The sequence below is a fragment of the Sphingomonas sp. CFBP 8765 genome, assembly GCF_014841445.1.
GTDB lineage: Bacteria > Pseudomonadota > Alphaproteobacteria > Sphingomonadales > Sphingomonadaceae > Sphingomonas > Sphingomonas aerolata.
Genome location: NZ_JACYTY010000003.1, coordinates 271,701 through 287,852 on the forward strand (window position 1 = coordinate 271,701; position 16,152 = coordinate 287,852).

At 66.3% G+C, this 16,152-nt stretch carries 11 protein-coding genes; 6 read left to right on the forward strand and 5 right to left on the reverse strand.

What is annotated here, in order from left to right; translation table 11 throughout:
* Positions 1-29: 29 nt before the first annotated feature.
* Positions 30-1,259, forward strand: a complete 1,230-nt coding sequence (locus IFT87_RS09890) for a TetR/AcrR family transcriptional regulator (RefSeq protein WP_037527374.1) — start codon at positions 30-32, stop codon at positions 1,257-1,259.
* Between the two features lie 64 nt (positions 1,260-1,323).
* Here the strand turns inward: IFT87_RS09890 and IFT87_RS09895 are convergent, their stop codons facing one another.
* The 3 genes from IFT87_RS09895 to IFT87_RS09905 all read right to left on the reverse strand — a co-directional run bounded on the left by IFT87_RS09895 (position 1,324) and on the right by IFT87_RS09905 (position 7,202).
* Complete coding sequence (locus IFT87_RS09895) at positions 1,324-2,646, reverse strand: spinster family MFS transporter (RefSeq protein WP_243845553.1); 1,323 nt, start codon at positions 2,644-2,646, stop codon at positions 1,324-1,326.
* Between the two features lie 79 nt (positions 2,647-2,725).
* A complete protein-coding gene (locus IFT87_RS09900; RefSeq protein ID WP_192008345.1) occupies positions 2,726-5,806 on the reverse strand; it encodes a TonB-dependent receptor domain-containing protein in 3,081 nt (1,026 codons plus the stop codon).
* Between the two features lie 781 nt (positions 5,807-6,587).
* Complete coding sequence (locus tag IFT87_RS09905; protein ID WP_031440977.1) at positions 6,588-7,202, reverse strand: glutathione S-transferase family protein; 615 nt, start codon at positions 7,200-7,202, stop codon at positions 6,588-6,590.
* 76 nt (positions 7,203-7,278) lie between these two features.
* On the opposite strand from IFT87_RS09905, the gene IFT87_RS09910 reads away from it, so the two are divergent.
* The 5 genes from IFT87_RS09910 to IFT87_RS09930 all read left to right on the forward strand — a co-directional run bounded on the left by IFT87_RS09910 (position 7,279) and on the right by IFT87_RS09930 (position 12,589).
* Positions 7,279-8,844 (forward strand): class I adenylate-forming enzyme family protein, encoded by a 1,566-nt coding sequence (locus IFT87_RS09910; RefSeq protein WP_037527376.1) that lies wholly within the window; start codon positions 7,279-7,281, stop codon positions 8,842-8,844.
* Complete coding sequence (locus IFT87_RS09915) at positions 8,841-9,617, forward strand: thioesterase family protein (RefSeq protein WP_031440979.1); 777 nt, start codon at positions 8,841-8,843, stop codon at positions 9,615-9,617. Before IFT87_RS09910 ends, IFT87_RS09915 begins: the two co-directional genes overlap by 4 nt.
* Before the next feature lie 148 nt (positions 9,618-9,765).
* Positions 9,766-10,416 carry a hypothetical protein gene (locus tag IFT87_RS09920; protein WP_192008347.1) on the forward strand — a complete coding sequence of 217 codons (651 nt, stop codon included), beginning with the start codon at positions 9,766-9,768 and terminating at the stop codon, positions 10,414-10,416.
* A gap of 84 nt (positions 10,417-10,500) precedes the next feature.
* On the forward strand, positions 10,501-11,220 hold the full coding sequence (locus IFT87_RS09925; RefSeq protein WP_031395033.1) for a response regulator: 720 nt from the start codon (positions 10,501-10,503) through the stop codon (positions 11,218-11,220).
* Positions 11,221-11,272: 52 nt separating this feature from the next.
* On the forward strand, positions 11,273-12,589 hold the full coding sequence (locus tag IFT87_RS09930) for a sensor histidine kinase (protein ID WP_192008510.1): 1,317 nt from the start codon (positions 11,273-11,275) through the stop codon (positions 12,587-12,589).
* A gap of 42 nt (positions 12,590-12,631) precedes the next feature.
* Here the strand turns inward: IFT87_RS09930 and IFT87_RS09935 are convergent, their stop codons facing one another.
* Both IFT87_RS09935 and IFT87_RS09940 read right to left on the reverse strand, forming a co-directional pair.
* A complete protein-coding gene (locus tag IFT87_RS09935; RefSeq protein ID WP_056406182.1) occupies positions 12,632-13,921 on the reverse strand; it encodes an MFS transporter in 1,290 nt (429 codons plus the stop codon).
* Complete coding sequence (locus IFT87_RS09940) at positions 13,921-15,990, reverse strand: M3 family metallopeptidase (protein WP_249403293.1); 2,070 nt, start codon at positions 15,988-15,990, stop codon at positions 13,921-13,923. Before IFT87_RS09940 ends, IFT87_RS09935 begins: the two co-directional genes overlap by 1 nt.
* Positions 15,991-16,152: the final 162 nt, after the last annotated feature.

Genomic DNA, 16,152 nt, shown 5'->3' on the forward strand with positions numbered 1-16,152 from the left:
CTTCAAATCGAAGCTGTTAGGGTATTTTGATGAAGGTTCCGGCAGAGGCGATCGAAGACGGCGAACAGGGCACGAAGCGCTTCCGTGCCAAGCGTGACGCCATCCTCGCCGCAGCCGCAGAGGCGATCAACGAGCAAAGCGCCAAGGGCATGACCTTCGCGGACGTTGCGCGGCGCGTCGGGCTCAACACGACGAGCGTTACCTATTACTTCAAGCGCAAGGAAGACCTCGCCGCCGCCGCGTTCGAGAACACGCTCGATTATCTGCTGCGGATGCTCGACGAGGCGATGGTCGAGCCGACCCCGCAGGCCCGCGTCGCCCGCTATCTCGCGCTCAACATGGCGCGGCTCGGCCGGATTCAACGCGGCGAGGAAAAGGCGTTCGCGGTCCTGTCCGATCTGCGCGCCACCGAAGACCCGATCCGCAGCCGGCTGATGAACGGCTGGCGCGAGGTGTTCCGCCGCACCCGCCTCCTCTGGGGCCCGTCGACCGGTCGCGCGCAGACCGACATGCAGAGCGCGCGTGCCCACGTCCTGCTCGAAAATACCTTCTGGCTGCCGATCTGGCTGACGCGATACGAGCCCGACCAATATGCCCGTGTCGAGGCGCGGCTGATGGACGTGTTCGCGCACGGCATCGCCGGGCCGGGTGCGCGCTGGGCACCGACGCTGCTCGACCTCAGCCATGACGATGCCGAACCGGGGCGCGAGGCGTTCCTGCTGGCGGCGACGCGGCTTATCAACGAACTCGGCTATCGCGGCGCATCAGTGCAGAAGATCGCGTCCGAACTGAACGTCACCAAGGGCAGCTTCTACCACCATCTCGATGCGAAGGACGATCTGGTCATCGCCTGCTATCGCCGCAGCTTCGACACGATCGCCGATGCGCAGGGCCGCGGTGAGGCCGAGGGCGGTAGCTATTGGCACAAGCTGTCGAGCACCGTCGCGACGCTGCTCGACGTCCAGTTCGCCGAGCGCGGTCCGCTGCTCCGCACGACCGCGCTCAGCGGCCTGCCGCCGAGCGTCCGCGACGCGATGGTCGAGCGGTCTAACGGAATTGCACGGCGCTATGCGGGAATGATGATGGACGGGATCGGCGAGGGCTCGATCCGCGCGGTCGATGCGCTGATCGCCGCACAGGCGCTGATGGCGGTCCAGAATGCCGCCTTCGACATGCGCAAATGGGCGTCGACCATGCCGCGCGAGCGTGCAGTTGCAATGTATGCCTCAACGCTGATGTACGGCCTGTTCGACGATTGATCTGCAAAGGAGCGGCGGCGACCGGCACAGGCTGACTGCCGCGCCGCTCCCCGCCCCCGACGTCTCAGGCCGCCGCGAGCGCGGCCTGATCCTCGGCGCGCTTGAGCAGCACGCCCGCACGCCAATAATGGTAAAGCGCCCAGGGCGTCATCATCACGATGATCACCAGCGCATAGCGTAGTGATTCCTCGCCAAAGGTCGGCTTCAACAGGTCGCTCAGCCAGCCGACCATCGTCGGGCCGAGGCCGAGGCCGACCAGGTTGATGACCAGCAACGTGATCGCCGCCCACATCGCACGGGTCTTCAGCGGCGCGAGATGCTGGATGAGCGCGAAGCTCGGCCCCAGGTACGAATTGGCGAAGATCAGGTAGACGAAATAGCTGCCGATCGCGATGGCCGGCACGTCGATCAGGTAGAAGGCCAGCGCGAAGGGCAGCGACAGCCCCTTCATGACGAGCACGACCCAGCTCTGCACGTGAAGGCCGTGGCGCTTGGCGAGCACATCGGCGATCTTGCCGCCGGCAAGCGCCGAGATTGCCCCGAACAGGGCACCCGGCAGCGCGATGTAGCGCGACACGTCGAGCATCGAGATGCCGAGCGAACGCTGCATGAAGCTCGGCCCCCACCCCGTCAGCGCATACCCGATCATCGAGGTCAGGGTCACGCCGACGACGAGATGCCGCGCGGGCGCGCTCGCCCACATAGAGGCAAAGCCCTGCGCGACGCTCGGCATCGGCGCCGGCGCGGCGACCGGGCCAGCGTCGGACAGGCCGCGACGCGGCTCGACCATGAACAGCCGGACGAGCACCGCCAGCGCGATACCGGGCAGTCCGACGGTCATCATCGCCACCCGCCAGCCATAGCTGTGCGCAACGACGCCGCCGATCAGCGTCCCGAATCCCGCCCCCAGCACCACGCCGAGCGAATAGACTGCCATCGCGCCCGCGCGCTTTTCGGGGGGATAGAGATCGGCGATGATCGAATGGCTGGGCGGGCTCGACCCGGCCTCGCCAATCCCGACGCCGATGCGGAACAGCATGAGTTGCGTGAAGTTTTGCGCCAGACCGCACATCGCGGTCATCGCGCTCCAGATCGTCAGGCTCACCGCGATGATGTTGCGGCGGCTCGTCCGGTCGGCCAGTCGCGCGACCGGGATGCCGAGCGTGGCGTAGAAGATCGCGAACACGAGTCCCGAGAGCAACCCAAGCTGCGTGTCGGTCAGCACAAGGTCCGCCTTGATGCGTTCGAGCAGGATCGCGAGGATCTGCCGATCCATATAGCTGAAGAAATAGGTGAGCGTGAGCAGGGTGAGCGTCAGGCCGCGGCGCTTCATGGCCAGGGAATCGGCGATGTCGGAATGCGTCTTCAACGCTGTCGCCATGGTCATCCTCTCGTATCGTTGCTGGCCTTGCGACCCTGTTGGGACCGTACCCAATCGTTGAAAACAAGGCCAGCGCCGAGAGCAATCAGAATTTTTGCGACAAACCGAGTTTTGCGGTGAACCCGAGCGGCGAGGCGGTGAACGGATCGTAATTCTGGTCCAGCCGCGCGAAGGGCGGCGCGCGATCGAAGATGTTGAGCGCGGACAGCGACACCGTCGATCCGGTCGGCAACGCGATCCTCAGCGTGGCATCCATCGTCTTGAACGCACCGATCTCCTTGCCGCCCGTCACCGATCCACCGGCCAGTGCACCGAAGTTCGGCCCGAAGATCGCGGCGCCGCGTTGGTCGGTATAGCCATCGATATAGTTGAACTGCACCCGCAGGCTGGCGACATCGTAATCACCCTGCACATACCAGTTGCCCTTGATTTCGGGCACCGGATAGGCGGTCGTCTGGTAGTTGAGCAGGCCGACACCGTCGAATGCGGGCTGCACGACGATCCCTTCGACCGTCACGTCCTTGGTCTTGTAGTCGATGACATAGGTGCCGGTCGCACCCACCGTGACGGTCGCCAGCCCGAGCTCGCCGCGAAAGCTAGCCTGGACGTCGAGACCCGAGGTCGTGACATCGGCGCTGTTGACATAAACGGTGCGCAACCGCTGGACATTGCCGACACCGCAGCCCGCACCGGTGAACGTGAAGCGCTGCTGGAGAGCGGCAAAGGCGGCATTGCCGCAATTCGCCGCGCCGCTCGCACCGAACAATGCGTTGACGATGCCCTGTGTCGGCTCCTGCTCGATCGGCCCCTTCAAGTCGTACCGGAAATAGTCGACGCTCGCATTGAACCCGCCCGCGTCGAGGATCACGCCGCCGCTATAGGTCGTCGCCTTTTCAGGCTCGAGATCCGGATTCCCGTTGATGTCGACCGCGCGGAACGAGGTGCCGATGATCTGCAGCGCAGTCAGATTGCCTTCGAGCTGCTGCGCGGGCGGTCCGCGGAACGTCGTCCCGGCCCCGCCGCGCAACGCCAGCCACGGCGCCACCTGGATGCGCAACCGCCCCTGCGGATTGAAGGTCGACCCGACATTGCCACCATAATCCTCGTACCGCGCGGACAGCTGGGCGTTGATCGCCTCGAGGATCGGCAGCTGCAGCTCGGCGAACAGCGCCTTCACGTCGCCCACCGAGGACGCGTTCCGGTTGGTGCCGAGGAAGCCCAGCGCACCCGTCTGCGGCGTACAGGTCGCACGCGGATTGAGCGGTGTCCCCGGGCAGGGATTTACCGCGAGGTTGCTGTCGGCATTATAGTTCACGGCATAATAATCGCGGCGATACTGGCCGCCGATCGCAAAACCGACATCGCCACCGGGCAGTCGCAGCCCGGTCCGCCCACCGAGCACGAGGTCGCCGACGAACAATTGCGTGTTGTAGACGGTGCGCGTCGTGCGGAAGAAATTGTCGACCGTCGCAATGTCGTTGACCAGCCCCGCACCGGGCGCGGTGCTGAGCCCGTTGGTGCCGCGCGACCCGGCATAATTGGGGTTCACCTGACCCGTGACCGGATTGGCCGCCACCGCGGTCGAGAACGGGTTGAAGAAAGTGCAGCCATTCGTTCCGGCAAGCGAAGCGATCTGCGCAGCGGTCAGCCCGGCGCGCGACGCGGTGGTCGCATAGGCGCAATTGGGGCCACCAAAACCCGCGATCGCGTTCTGCAGCAGGTCACCGAACGTGTCGGTCCCCTCATTCTCGCGGACATATTGCGAATAGGTCCCGCTCGCGGTCAGGTTGATCCGATCGGTGACCTCCCACGACAGGTCCGCGGTAAAGCGCATTTCCTCCGACTGGCGCTTGGAGAATGCCGATCCGCGGTCATTGTCCCCGCCCCGCATGACCGGATTGCCACCGAGCAGTGCCGGACGGAAGAGCACGGGGAAGGCGAGCGCGGGCGCGAGCGGCGTGCCGTTCGCGGTCAGGCAGCCCGCCGCCGCACCATAAACCTGGCAATAATCGCGCAGTGCCGGTGCATAGGTCGGCACCTGGAAGAAGCCCGCACCGCCGCCCGCCGCATTCGCCGATGGCGGCAGCGTCGGCAGATAGGTCGGCGACGTCGTGATCCGGGTCGAGGTCGATCCGTAGAGCGCGGTCGCGGTGAACTGCAGCGAACTGGTGAGGTCGATCGCGACCTCGGCATAGGCCTGATACCGGTCCTCCGGCTCGACGAGATTGCCGAACTGGCCGTAATTGTTGAAGCATCGATCGGTCGGCACCGCGATCGTCCCGACTGCGGTCGGCGTCGGTGTGGTCGAGCCCGCGACACTGCGGAATCCGCCGAGCGATTCACACCCCAGATCGCGAACGAAATTTACCCCGTTCGACGCGCCGTTCGCGCCATAGCCGGTGAACAGACGCCCGCTGACCGGGTCGAGAAACGGGACGGTCGCGTTGAAATCGAGGTTGCCGGGGTTGCCGCCGCCGGTCCAGCCGCCCTGGGGATTGTTGGCATAGGGCTGGATGGTGAAGTCCCGATCGGTCGTACGGAGCTCCGACCGATGCTGATAGCCAAACGACGCCAGCATCCGCACGCCGTTGCCGCTGTGACCATAGCTCATGGCCGTGCCGTAATCGCCCTTCGACCCGTCGATATAGCGGTAGTCGCCCGACACCAGGAAACCCTGCTGGTCGGTCCGTGTGATGAAATTGACCACGCCCGCGATCGCGTCCGAGCCATAGGTGGCGGCGGCGCCGTCCTTGAGCACCTCGACACGACCGATCGCGGCCGAGGGGATCAGGTTGATGTCGACGATGGGAATACCGCCGCCGACCGGCACCAGCCGCTTGCCGTTGAGCAGCACCAGCGTACGTTGCGGCCCCAGTCCGCGCAGATTGACCGACGCGACGCCCTCATTGCCCTGACTGCGGCTGTCGAACTGGTTCGCGTCGCCGGTCACGCCGTTCGAGGTCGGCAGGTTTTTGAGCAGTTCGACCGCGGTCGGCGCGCCCTGCTTCGCGAGTTCATCGCCCGAAATCACGTCGACGGGTGCGGCGGCATCCTCGGACGACCCGCGGATCAGCGAGCCGGTGACGATGATGTCGGCATTCTCTGACTGGGCGGCGGCAGACTGCGCGGGGTTCGCTGTGACCTGCCCCGCTCCCGTCGTTCCCAATGGTTGTGGATCACCCCCGATTTGCGCTGCCGCCGGAACGGCAAGGGCCCATGCAAGTACGAAAAACGCGGACGCGACGAAATAGCGCTGCTTGGCCACATCACTCTCCCCTGTTCGGCCGAAGCACTTTGGCCCGTACCGCATCATCGAATAGATTCTTCTACGCCTTACGCGTCAAGCGGGAAAATCGTAGCATATTGCTACTAATCCCCGCCAATACTGTCATGTAGAAGGCTTTCGCCAGTTCCGGATCGGCCAGAACCATTTTTCGATCTTGCGATAATGTGGCCCCGGGGAGAGGGCCTTTGCCGCAGCGGTCCGACCCTAAGGATACCAGCCGCCGCCGGCCTTCAAGCGCCGAAGTCAGGTGACGCCAGAAATGACGCAAAACGGAACAGCGCATGCGGCGTCAGGCCCGGTCGCACAATGCTCGCTGATGCTGGGGTTTCAGGAAGGACGGCGGAAGGTACGGCCTTGCCGTCCTTCCGCCTTATCCCCTCTCCAAACTCGTCAAGGCGGCGACCTGATGGACTGCCTGCCTGTCGATACCGAGCACTGCGAGAGTGCTTCAAGGCTCAACCACCCTAGGTCCGTCTCTTTCCGAAACTGAACATCAGGTATGGGCAGCTATTGGCATGATTCGCCGGGGGATGCAAAGGGAAGTTCGGGCGCCGTCGCGGATGCCGGACTAAAGTCGGGGATCGCTGCCGGACCGCCCTGCGCCCGCATCCGGCCGGTCCGGAGCACGAGGCCGGGGCCAGGACCCGGGACGCCAGCGGCGCTAGGCCTGTGCGCTTGGACGGGCCGACGCACGGTCGTGCCAGGCCCTGAGATGCCCCAGCTCGTCCGGGATGGGAATGCCGACGAACGCAGCGAAATCGATCGTCGTCAGCAGGACGATGTCGGCAATGGTATAGCGCACCCCGTCGAGCCATTCGATGCCCGCCACCGCAGCGTCGAACTCGGCCATGCCCGACCGGACACGCGGCCGCTGGGTTTCGCCGAATTCGGTATATTGCGGCTTCACGATCCGCGCCGTCCAGGGATGCGTATGCTGCCACACCAGCGACAGCGGCGTCATCAGTCGCAATTCGACCCGCCGCGTCCACATGTCCACCTCGGCGATATTGTGCGCGCCGTGCCCGAACAGCGGGGGCTCCGGATGCAGCGCCTCGAAATATCGACAGATCGCGACGCTCTCGGTCAGCACGCGACCATCGTCGAACGCCAGCGCGGGCGTCTGGCCATAGGGGTTCACCGCGAGGAACGGCGCCGCCTTGTGCTCCGCCTTGGGTATCGACACCTGCACCATCGGGATGCGCACCTGCTTTTCGGCGAGGAAGATCCGGACGCGGCGCGGGTTGGGCGCCGGCGAGGCACTGTCGTAGAACAACATGGCGGATCCTTTTGCGAGTCGACTTTTCGAATATCGCGTATGGCATTCGACGCGCACTTCGCCTAGCCACGCGGATATGACGATCGCCTCCGATTTGCTCGCTACCGACTTCGCGACCCTGCCGGATCTGATCCGCGCACACGCTCGGGAACGCGGGTCATCGACCGCCATCGCGGATTCGCAGGGCAGTATCGACTATGCAACGCTCGACCGGACGATGGACCGCGTCGCGGCGGCGCTGCAACGCGACGGCATCGCCGCGGGACAGGCAATCGCGATCGTCGCCGCGCCGTCGACCAGCTATCTTTCTGTTTTCCTTGGCGCGGTACGGGCCGGCTGTGTCGCGACGCCAATCGCGCCGTCGGCGACTCCAGCGGCGATCGCGGCAATGATCGCGGACAGCGGCGCGCCGATCGTCGTTCTCGACGAGGCCATGGCGCAGGCTCTGGCGGGCGAACGCATCACCGCGCGCATCCTGCTCCTGTCGGACGCCGACCTGCCGCCCGAGGGGTCCGGCGACGCCAAGCTGTTGGAGCGCTGGCTCGCGCCCGATGGTGCACACCCCACGCCCGTGGCGATCGCGCCTGGCGATGCGTTCAACATCATCTACTCGTCGGGCACGACCGGCACGCCCAAGGGGATCGTCCAGAGCCATGCGATGCGCTGGGCGCATATCGCGCGCAACAGCGCCGCGGGGTTCGACACTGCGGTCACAATGATCGCGACGCCGCTCTATTCGAACACCACGCTCGTCAGCATCCTGCCGACGCTCGGCTGGGGCGGCAGCGTCGTGCTGATGGGCAAGTTCGACGCGCGCGGCTATCTGACGCTCGCCGAGCGATACCGCGCAACGCACACGATGCTCGTTCCGGTCCAGTATCAGCGGATCATGGCGCTCCCCGATTTCGACGCATTCGACCTCTCGGCCTTCCGTTTCAAGACGAGTACCAGCGCGCCCTTCTCCGCCGCGCTGAAGGCCGACGTGGTCGCGCGCTGGCCGGGGCTGCTCGTCGAGTTCTACGGCATGACCGAAGGCGGAGCGAGCTGCGCGCTCAACGCGACCGCGCATCCGACCAAGTTGCATAGCGTGGGTCAGCCGATGCCGGGGCACGAGATCCGCCTGATCGACGATGACGGTGTCGAGGTACCGCCGGGTGAAATGGGCGAGGTCGTCGGCCGCTCGCCCGCGATGATGAACGGCTATCACGGCCGTAGCGACGCGACGCGCGACGCCGAGTGGCATGATGCCGAGGGCAACCGCTATATCCGCCACGGCGATGTCGGTCGGTTCGACGAAGACGGCTTTCTTATCTTGATGGACCGCAAGAAGGACCTGATCATCTCGGGCGGGTTCAACATCTACCCCTCCGACCTCGAGGCGGTGCTTGGGCAGCATCCCGACGTCGCCGATTGCGCGGTCATCGGCATGCCGTCCGAGGCGTGGGGCGAGACGCCGGTCGCTGTCATCGTCCCTCGCTCCCCAGCGGCGAACCCGGCGGAAATCCTGGCGTGGACCAACGCGCAGCTCGGCAAGACCCAGCGCCTGTCGGGCATCCATCCGGTGAGCGAACTCCCCCGCAGCGCGATCGGCAAGGTGCTCAAACGCGAGCTGCGCGATTCCCTGACGGGGACGGCGGCATGACCAGTCTGCGACAGGCGATCGAGGCGCTGCAGCCGATCGAGGGCGGCTGGCGCGGGACCGTGCCGGACAATTGGCTGCAGGGCCGCACCGCCTATGGCGGGTTCTCGGCCGCGCTCGCGCTGCATGCGGCGCAAATGTCGGACACCGATCTGCCACCGCTCCGCTCGGCGCAGGTCGCGTTCATCGGCCCGCTCTCGGGCGACATAACGATCCGCGCAACTCGATTGCGACGCGGCCGCAATGCCGCGTTCGTCCAGGCGGACGTCGAGAGCGCGGCGGGGCTCGGGCTGCGCGCGACCTTCGTCTTCATGGGGCCGATCGCCTCGCGCGTCGACCACCACACCGGCACCGCGCCCGCCTTCGCGGTACCCGACGCCGACACCGCGACCTATCGCGGACACAGCGCGGTCGCCTTCTCGCGCAATTTCGATCTGCTCGACCGCCGCGACGACAGCGTCGGCCCCGCCGAATGGCTGCGCTGGGTCCGGCTGGCGGAGCGCGACGGGCTCGATCCGATGGTCGAACTGATCGCGGTCGCGGACTGCCTTCCACCCTCCGCGCTCAAGCTGCTCGGCGGGCCGGCACCGCTCAGCTCGATGACCTGGCTGCTCAACATCCTCGGCCCGCAACCAGTGACACGCGATGGCTGGTGGCTGCTGCGCGCGACGACCGACTATGTCCGCGACGGCAGTTCGAGCCAGTCGATGGCGATCTGGAACGCGGAAGGCCTGCCGATCGCCGAACAGATGCAGAGCGTCGCGATCTTCGCCTGACCGCCACGTCAGGTCGGCCGCGCGCGGATGTGACGTGCACGATACAGATTGCGACAGTTTATCCGTCACCTGACAAAGCGTCGCGACAGCCGATCGTCATAACCGGGACATTCGATGGGGATCAGCCCCGTCCGACCGGAGATACGCGATGCGCAAGACCCTGCTCACGCTGGCGCTGACCGCCAGCAGCTTTGCCGCCACGGCATGCGGCGCACAGTCCGCCCCCGCCGACCGCGCCGACGCCGCCGCCACCAGCGCCGCCAACCGCGCCGCGCTGCAGACAACCATCGCCGGCCAGGCGCAGGCGGCGCCCGAGACTGCCCCCCGCGCATCCGGCCCGCAGCGCGCAGGCCGGATGCGCGGTGGGCCGATGATGCAGACCGATACCGATCGCGACGGCGTCCTCACCCGCTCCGAAGTCGTCGCGCAGGCGGAGGCGCAGTTCGCCCGATTGGACGCCGACGGCGACGGCATCGTGACGGCGGCCGAACGCCAGGCGGCTCGTGAAGCGATGCGCGACCGTCGCGAGGCCCGGATGGCGGCACGTGGCAAGACGCTCCCGCCCGAGCGGGCAGGCATGGCAGACGGCAGGAAGGGCCAGATGATGCGCGGCAGGCGCGCCGGCGGTGACGGCGTGCTCACACGCGCCGAGTTCATCGACCGTGCCGGGCAGCGTTTCGACCGGATGGACGCCAATCATGACGGACGGCTCGACGCCGGCGAGCGGCCCGATCGCCGTGCGATGCGCCATGGTCGCGGGCATCGGATGGACCGGCCGGGCGGCGATACCGATCAGTAATCCGCCTCCCTGCCCTCACGCGCCGGACGGTCTGCGATCGTCCGGCGCTTCCTTTGGACACGCACCATGCTAGACGTCGCCCCCATGGGAGACATGCCGCATCTGTTGCTCGTCGATGACGAGCGTTCGATCCGCGAGCCGCTGGCCGCCTATCTGACCAAGCAGGGATTTCGAGTCACGCAGGCGGGCGACGCGGAGGCCGCGCGGACGCGGCTGACCGCCTATGCGATCGACCTCGTCATCCTCGACATCATGATGCCGGGCGAGGACGGGCTCAGCCTGTGCCGCCACATCGCCGCGACCAGCGACGTGCCGGTCATCCTGCTGACCGCGCGCGCCGAGGAAACCGACCGGATCGTCGGGTTGGAAATGGGCGCGGACGACTATGTCGTGAAGCCCTTCTCGCCGCGCGAACTCGCGACGCGCGTAAAAGTCGTCCTGCGCCGCGCCACCGCGGGCGGCGCACGCCAGCATGCGCCCGAGGCCAATTCCTACGCCTTTGCCGGCTGGGTGCTGAAATCGGGCGAACGCGCGCTGGTCGACCGCGAAGGCGTGTCGGTGCCGTTGTCGACCGGCGAGTACAACCTGCTGCTCGCGCTCGTCACGCGACCGCGGCAGGTCCTGACCCGCGACCAGTTGCTCGATCTCACCCAGGGGCGCGAGGCCGCGGCGTTCGATCGCGCGATCGACAATCAGGTCAGCCGGCTGCGTCGCAAGATCGAGGCGGATGCGAAGACGCCCGAACTGATCAAGACGGTCTGGGGCGGCGGCTATACGCTGGCGGCAGAGGTCATCCGCCTGTGATCGCGCACCCGTGACGGCGTCCCGACCCTGGCCGCGCAGTCTGGCAGGGCAGATGGCGCTGCTGATTGCGCTCGCCCTGTTCGTCGCGCAGGCGATCAATTTCGGGCTCATCCTCCGCGACCGGACCGAATTTCGTCTCGCCCAGGCGACGCGACCGGTGGCGACGCGGATTGCCGACGCGCTCGAACGCGAGGCGCATGCCGGGCGACCGCTGACTGCCGACCGCGGCCGGGTCCGTCGCCTCACCGCCAATCCGCTCGCCCCCTTCGCCTATCAGCGGCATCCGGAGGTCGCGGCGGAACTCCGTCGCCAGCTTGCCGACCAAGGGCTGACGGTGGGCCGGATCGATACCGGTCTGCGCCCGGTTTCCGACGACGATGCCGGGTCCCGGCGGCGGGAGGGTCGTCGCAACGCCGACCGGCGGGGCGACCTGCAGGGCCCCACGCTGGTGATCGCGGTCGAACAGCCGGGCCGCGGGTGGCTGGCGATCACCGCGCCGTGGCCGCAGCCGGGCTGGCGGCTGCTGTTCGCACTGTTGAGCCAGACCGCGATCCTGTACGTCATCGTGCTGTTGCCGGTGCTGTGGATCGTCCGGCGGATGTCGCGCCCGTTGCGCGATCTGCGTGCTGCGGCGGAGGCGTTCCGGCCAGGCGAGCCGGGTATCGCGCTGTCGGTTCGCGGCCCCGACGACGTCGCCGCGCTGGTCGGCGCATTCAACGCGCTGCGGCTGCGCGTCACCGCGATGCTCGACGAGAAGGATCGGATGCTCGGTGCGATCGGCCATGACCTGCGCACGCCGCTGGCAGCACTGCGTGTTCGCATCGAGTCGGTCGAGGACGACACCGATCGCACCCGGATGGCGGACACGATTGCCGAGATGAACCGCACGCTCGACGACATCCTGTCGCTCGCCCGGCTCGGCCGTCCGAGCGAGCCGCCGACCGATGTCGATCTGGCGGCGCTGGTCGACGCGGTGGTCGAGGATTTCCGCGATATCGGTGACAATGTGACGTTCGTCGAGGCGGGGCGGCTCCGGATGCACCTGCGCCCCTCGCTGATCCGGCGAGCGGTGCGCAACCTGATCGAGAATGCGGTCAAATATGGTGTGTCGGCGGAGGTCCGCGTCGAGGCGGACGCGCGCCGCGTCGCGATCGTCGTCGCCGATCAGGGACCCGGGATCCCCGAGGATCGCATGGGCGACGTGTTCGACGCGTTCACCCGGCTGGAAACGTCGCGCAACCGCGAAACCGGGGGCATCGGACTAGGCCTTGCGCTCGCCCGCGCCATCATCCGCGAGGCCGGCGGCGAGATCCGTCTCGTCAACCGCACGGGCGGCGGCCTCGACGCGATCATCGAACTCCCGCGCTGACCGGTCTTCCCCCTCCCCACCGGAGAGGGGGACAATGCTCGCCTAGTCCTCGACGATCTGGCTGTTGGTCCGCGTATCCTTCATCCGCAGATACACGATCAGCGACACCGCGATCATCCCGGTCACATACCAGTAGAAGCCGCGCTCGAACCCGGAATCCTTGAACTTGAGCGCGACATATTCGGCGGTCCCGCCGAACAGCGTGTTGGCGAGCGCGTAGGGCAAGGCCACGCCCAGCGCCCGGATGTGTGCGGGGAACAGCTCGGCCTTCACGACCGCGTTAATCGAGGTGTAGCCCGTCACGATCAGCAGCGCCGCCATGACGAGCAACCCGGCATAGATCGGGTTGGTCGCGGTCTCGAGCGCGGTGAAGATCGGATAGGTGAACAGCACGCCTGCAATGCCGAACGCGATCATCAGCGGCTTGCGGCCGACCCGATCCGACAGCCCGCCCGCGATCGGCTGGAGCAGCATGAACACGAACAGCGTCGCGGCATTGATCTGGCTCGCGACCTCGCGGCTGAAGCCGCTCGTGTTCACCAGGAACTTCTGCATGTAGATCGAGTAGGCATAGAAGGCGAGCGTACCGCCTGCGGTCAGCAGCATCACCGTCATCGTCTCACGGGGATGCTTGGTGATCAGCTGGAGGAAGCCCGACTTGGGCTTGCCGTCGCCCGCCTCGGACTTGGCATTCTCGAAGCTCTGCGTCTCGGCCAGCCCGCGACGAATGTAGAACACGACCACGGCGAGGACCGCACCGATCGCGAACGGAATGCGCCAGCCCCAGGAATCGAGTGCCGCCTCGCTCATCGTCGACTGGAGCACCAGCAGCACGCAGATCGCGAGCAGCTGTCCGGAGATCAGCGTGACATACTGGAACGACGAGAAGAACCCGCGGCGATCCTTGCCTGCCATTTCGGTCAGATATGTCGCCGACGCGCCATATTCACCGCCGACCGACAACCCCTGCATCAGGCGTGCGATCACCAGCATGATCGGCGCGAACACGCCGATCGTCTCGTATCCCGGCGTGCAGGCGATGATCAGCGACCCCGCGCACATCAGCGTCACCGCGACGGTCAGCCCCGCCTTGCGGCCGTGGCGATCGGAATAGACCCCCATGATCCATGCGCCGATCGGCCGCATCAGGAAGCCGACGGCGAAAATCGCCGCCGCGCTCAGCAGCTGCGCGGTGCGATCCGTCGACGGGAAGAAATGCGGCGCGAAGTAGAGCGTGAAGGCCGAATAGACGTACCAGTCGAACCACTCGACGAGATTGCCGGTCGATCCGCCGATTATCGCTTTCAGGCGCGTTTTCTGATCGGGGGCCATTATTTCGCGTCCTGTGCGGCTTGAGTTGGGGCAAAGCCGCGCTTCTTGAGCAACGCGTTCACATCCGGGTCGCGACCGCGAAAGGCGCGATACGCCTCGGCACGATCGGTCTCGTTACCCGTCGACAGAAGGAGCCTTGCGAACTTGTCCGCGGTCGGCTTGTCCCAGGGGCTGCCCGCCTCCTCGAACGCGGCGAACGTGTCCGCGTCCATCGTCTCGGACCAGAGATAGCTGTAATAGCCCGCCGAATAGCTGTCGGACGAGAACAGATGCTGGAACTGCGGCACGCGGTGCCGCATCACCAGCTGCTTGGGCATGCCGATCTCGGCGAGCGTCGCCGCCTCGAACTTGTCCGGGTCGATCACGCCATTGGCCACGGTGTGGATCTTCATGTCGACGATCGCCGACGACAGATATTCCGCGGTGGCAAAGCCTTGGTTGAACGTCCGTGACTTCTCGATCTTGTCGAGCAGGTCCTGCGGCATCGCCGCCTTGGTCTGGTAATGCCGCGCATATTTGTCGAGCACGTCACGGGTCAGCAGCCAATGCTCGTTCACCTGGCTCGGATATTCCACGAAGTCACGCGGCGTGCCTGCAAGGCCCGGATACTGGACGTTCTGCAGCATCGCGTGGATCGCATGGCCGAATTCGTGGAACAGCGTCTGCGCATCGTCGAGGCTGATCAGGATCGGCTCGCCGGGTGCGCCCTTGGCGAAATTGTTGTTGTTCGACGACAGCACCAGCTGCGCCGGGGCCAACCCGCGCTGCCCGCGATAGGTGTTCGCCCAGGCGCCCGAGCGCTTGCCAGTCCGCGCGAAATCGTCGCGGTAGAACAGCCCGACATCCTTGCCGGCCTTGTCCGTCACGCTCCACACACGCATGTTCGGCTCGAACACCGGCACCGTGCCGGTGATCTCCTTGAAGTTCAGCCCGTATAGCCGGTTGGCGGCGTAGAGCGAGCCTTGGATGATGTTGCCGAGTTCGAAATACGGTTTGAGCTGCGCCTGGTCGAGATCGTAGCGGCTCTTGCGGACCTTCTCCTGATAGAAGCGGTAATCCCAGGGCTCGATCATCAGCGACGTGCCGGCGACCTTCTGCATGTCGGCGACTTCCTCGGCGACGCGTCCCTTGGCGGCGGGCCAGACACGCATCATCAGGTCCATCGCCGCGGCGGGCGTCTTGGCCATCGTGTCCTGCATCCGCCAGTCGGCATGCGTCTTGAACCCGAGCAGATGCGCGCGGTCGGCACGCAGCTTGACGATCTGCGCGATCGTCGCGTTCGTGTCGTTGGCATCGCCGTTATCGCCGCGATTGACGAACGCGCGCCACACCTTCTCGCGCAGGGCGCGGTCGGTCGCGTAGGTCAGCACCGGATCGACCGCCGAGCGCGTGTTGACGATCGCGAAGCCCGGCAGCTTGCGCTCGGCCGCCGCGGCCTTGGCGACGGCCTTCACGCTGTCGGGAAGCCCGGCCAGCTGCGCCTCGTTGGTGACCGAGATCGCCTTGCTCTCGTCGGCGAGCAGCTTCTCGCCAAAGGTCGAGAACTGCGTCGCGAGCTGCTGGTTATACTGGGACAGCTGCGCCTTCTGCGCATCGTTCAGTTTCGCGCCCTGGCGCACATAGCTGTCATAGATCCGCGTCACGAGCCGGATCTGCTGCGCGTCGAGGCCGCTCGAATTGCGTGCGTCGTAGATCGCCTGGATCCGCGCAAACAGCGGCTTGTCGAACGTGATGGCATCCGACGCGGCGGAGAATTTGGGCGACCATTCGCGGTCGAGCTTCTGATAGGCGGGCGTGTTCATGTTGCCCGTCATCACGCCGAACAGCGTCATCACCTGCCCGTAGCGCTTGCCCGCAAGCTGCATCGGCACGATCGTGTTCGCGAAGCTGGGCTTGGCCGGGTTGTCGGCGATCTTGCGATATTCGGCGGTGCGCTCCGCCAGCGTCGTCTCGAACGCCTGCGGGAACAGTTCGGGGCGGACCTTGTCCCAGGGCGGTACTCCGCCGGCGGGGCCGGTCCAGTCGGCAAGCAGCGGATTGGCGGAGGGCGCGACCGCGGTCTGCGCCATGGTAGATGCTGACGCCATCAATGCGGCTGCACTGATTGCGAGGGGTAGAAAATGCACATGGTTCTCCCGGACGATGTTGACGCCATCATAGAGACAATGTGCAGATGCGGAACCCCGCGTGCCGCGGCGGCAGCCCCCGGCCCCCGCTGGCAGGCCGTGTCC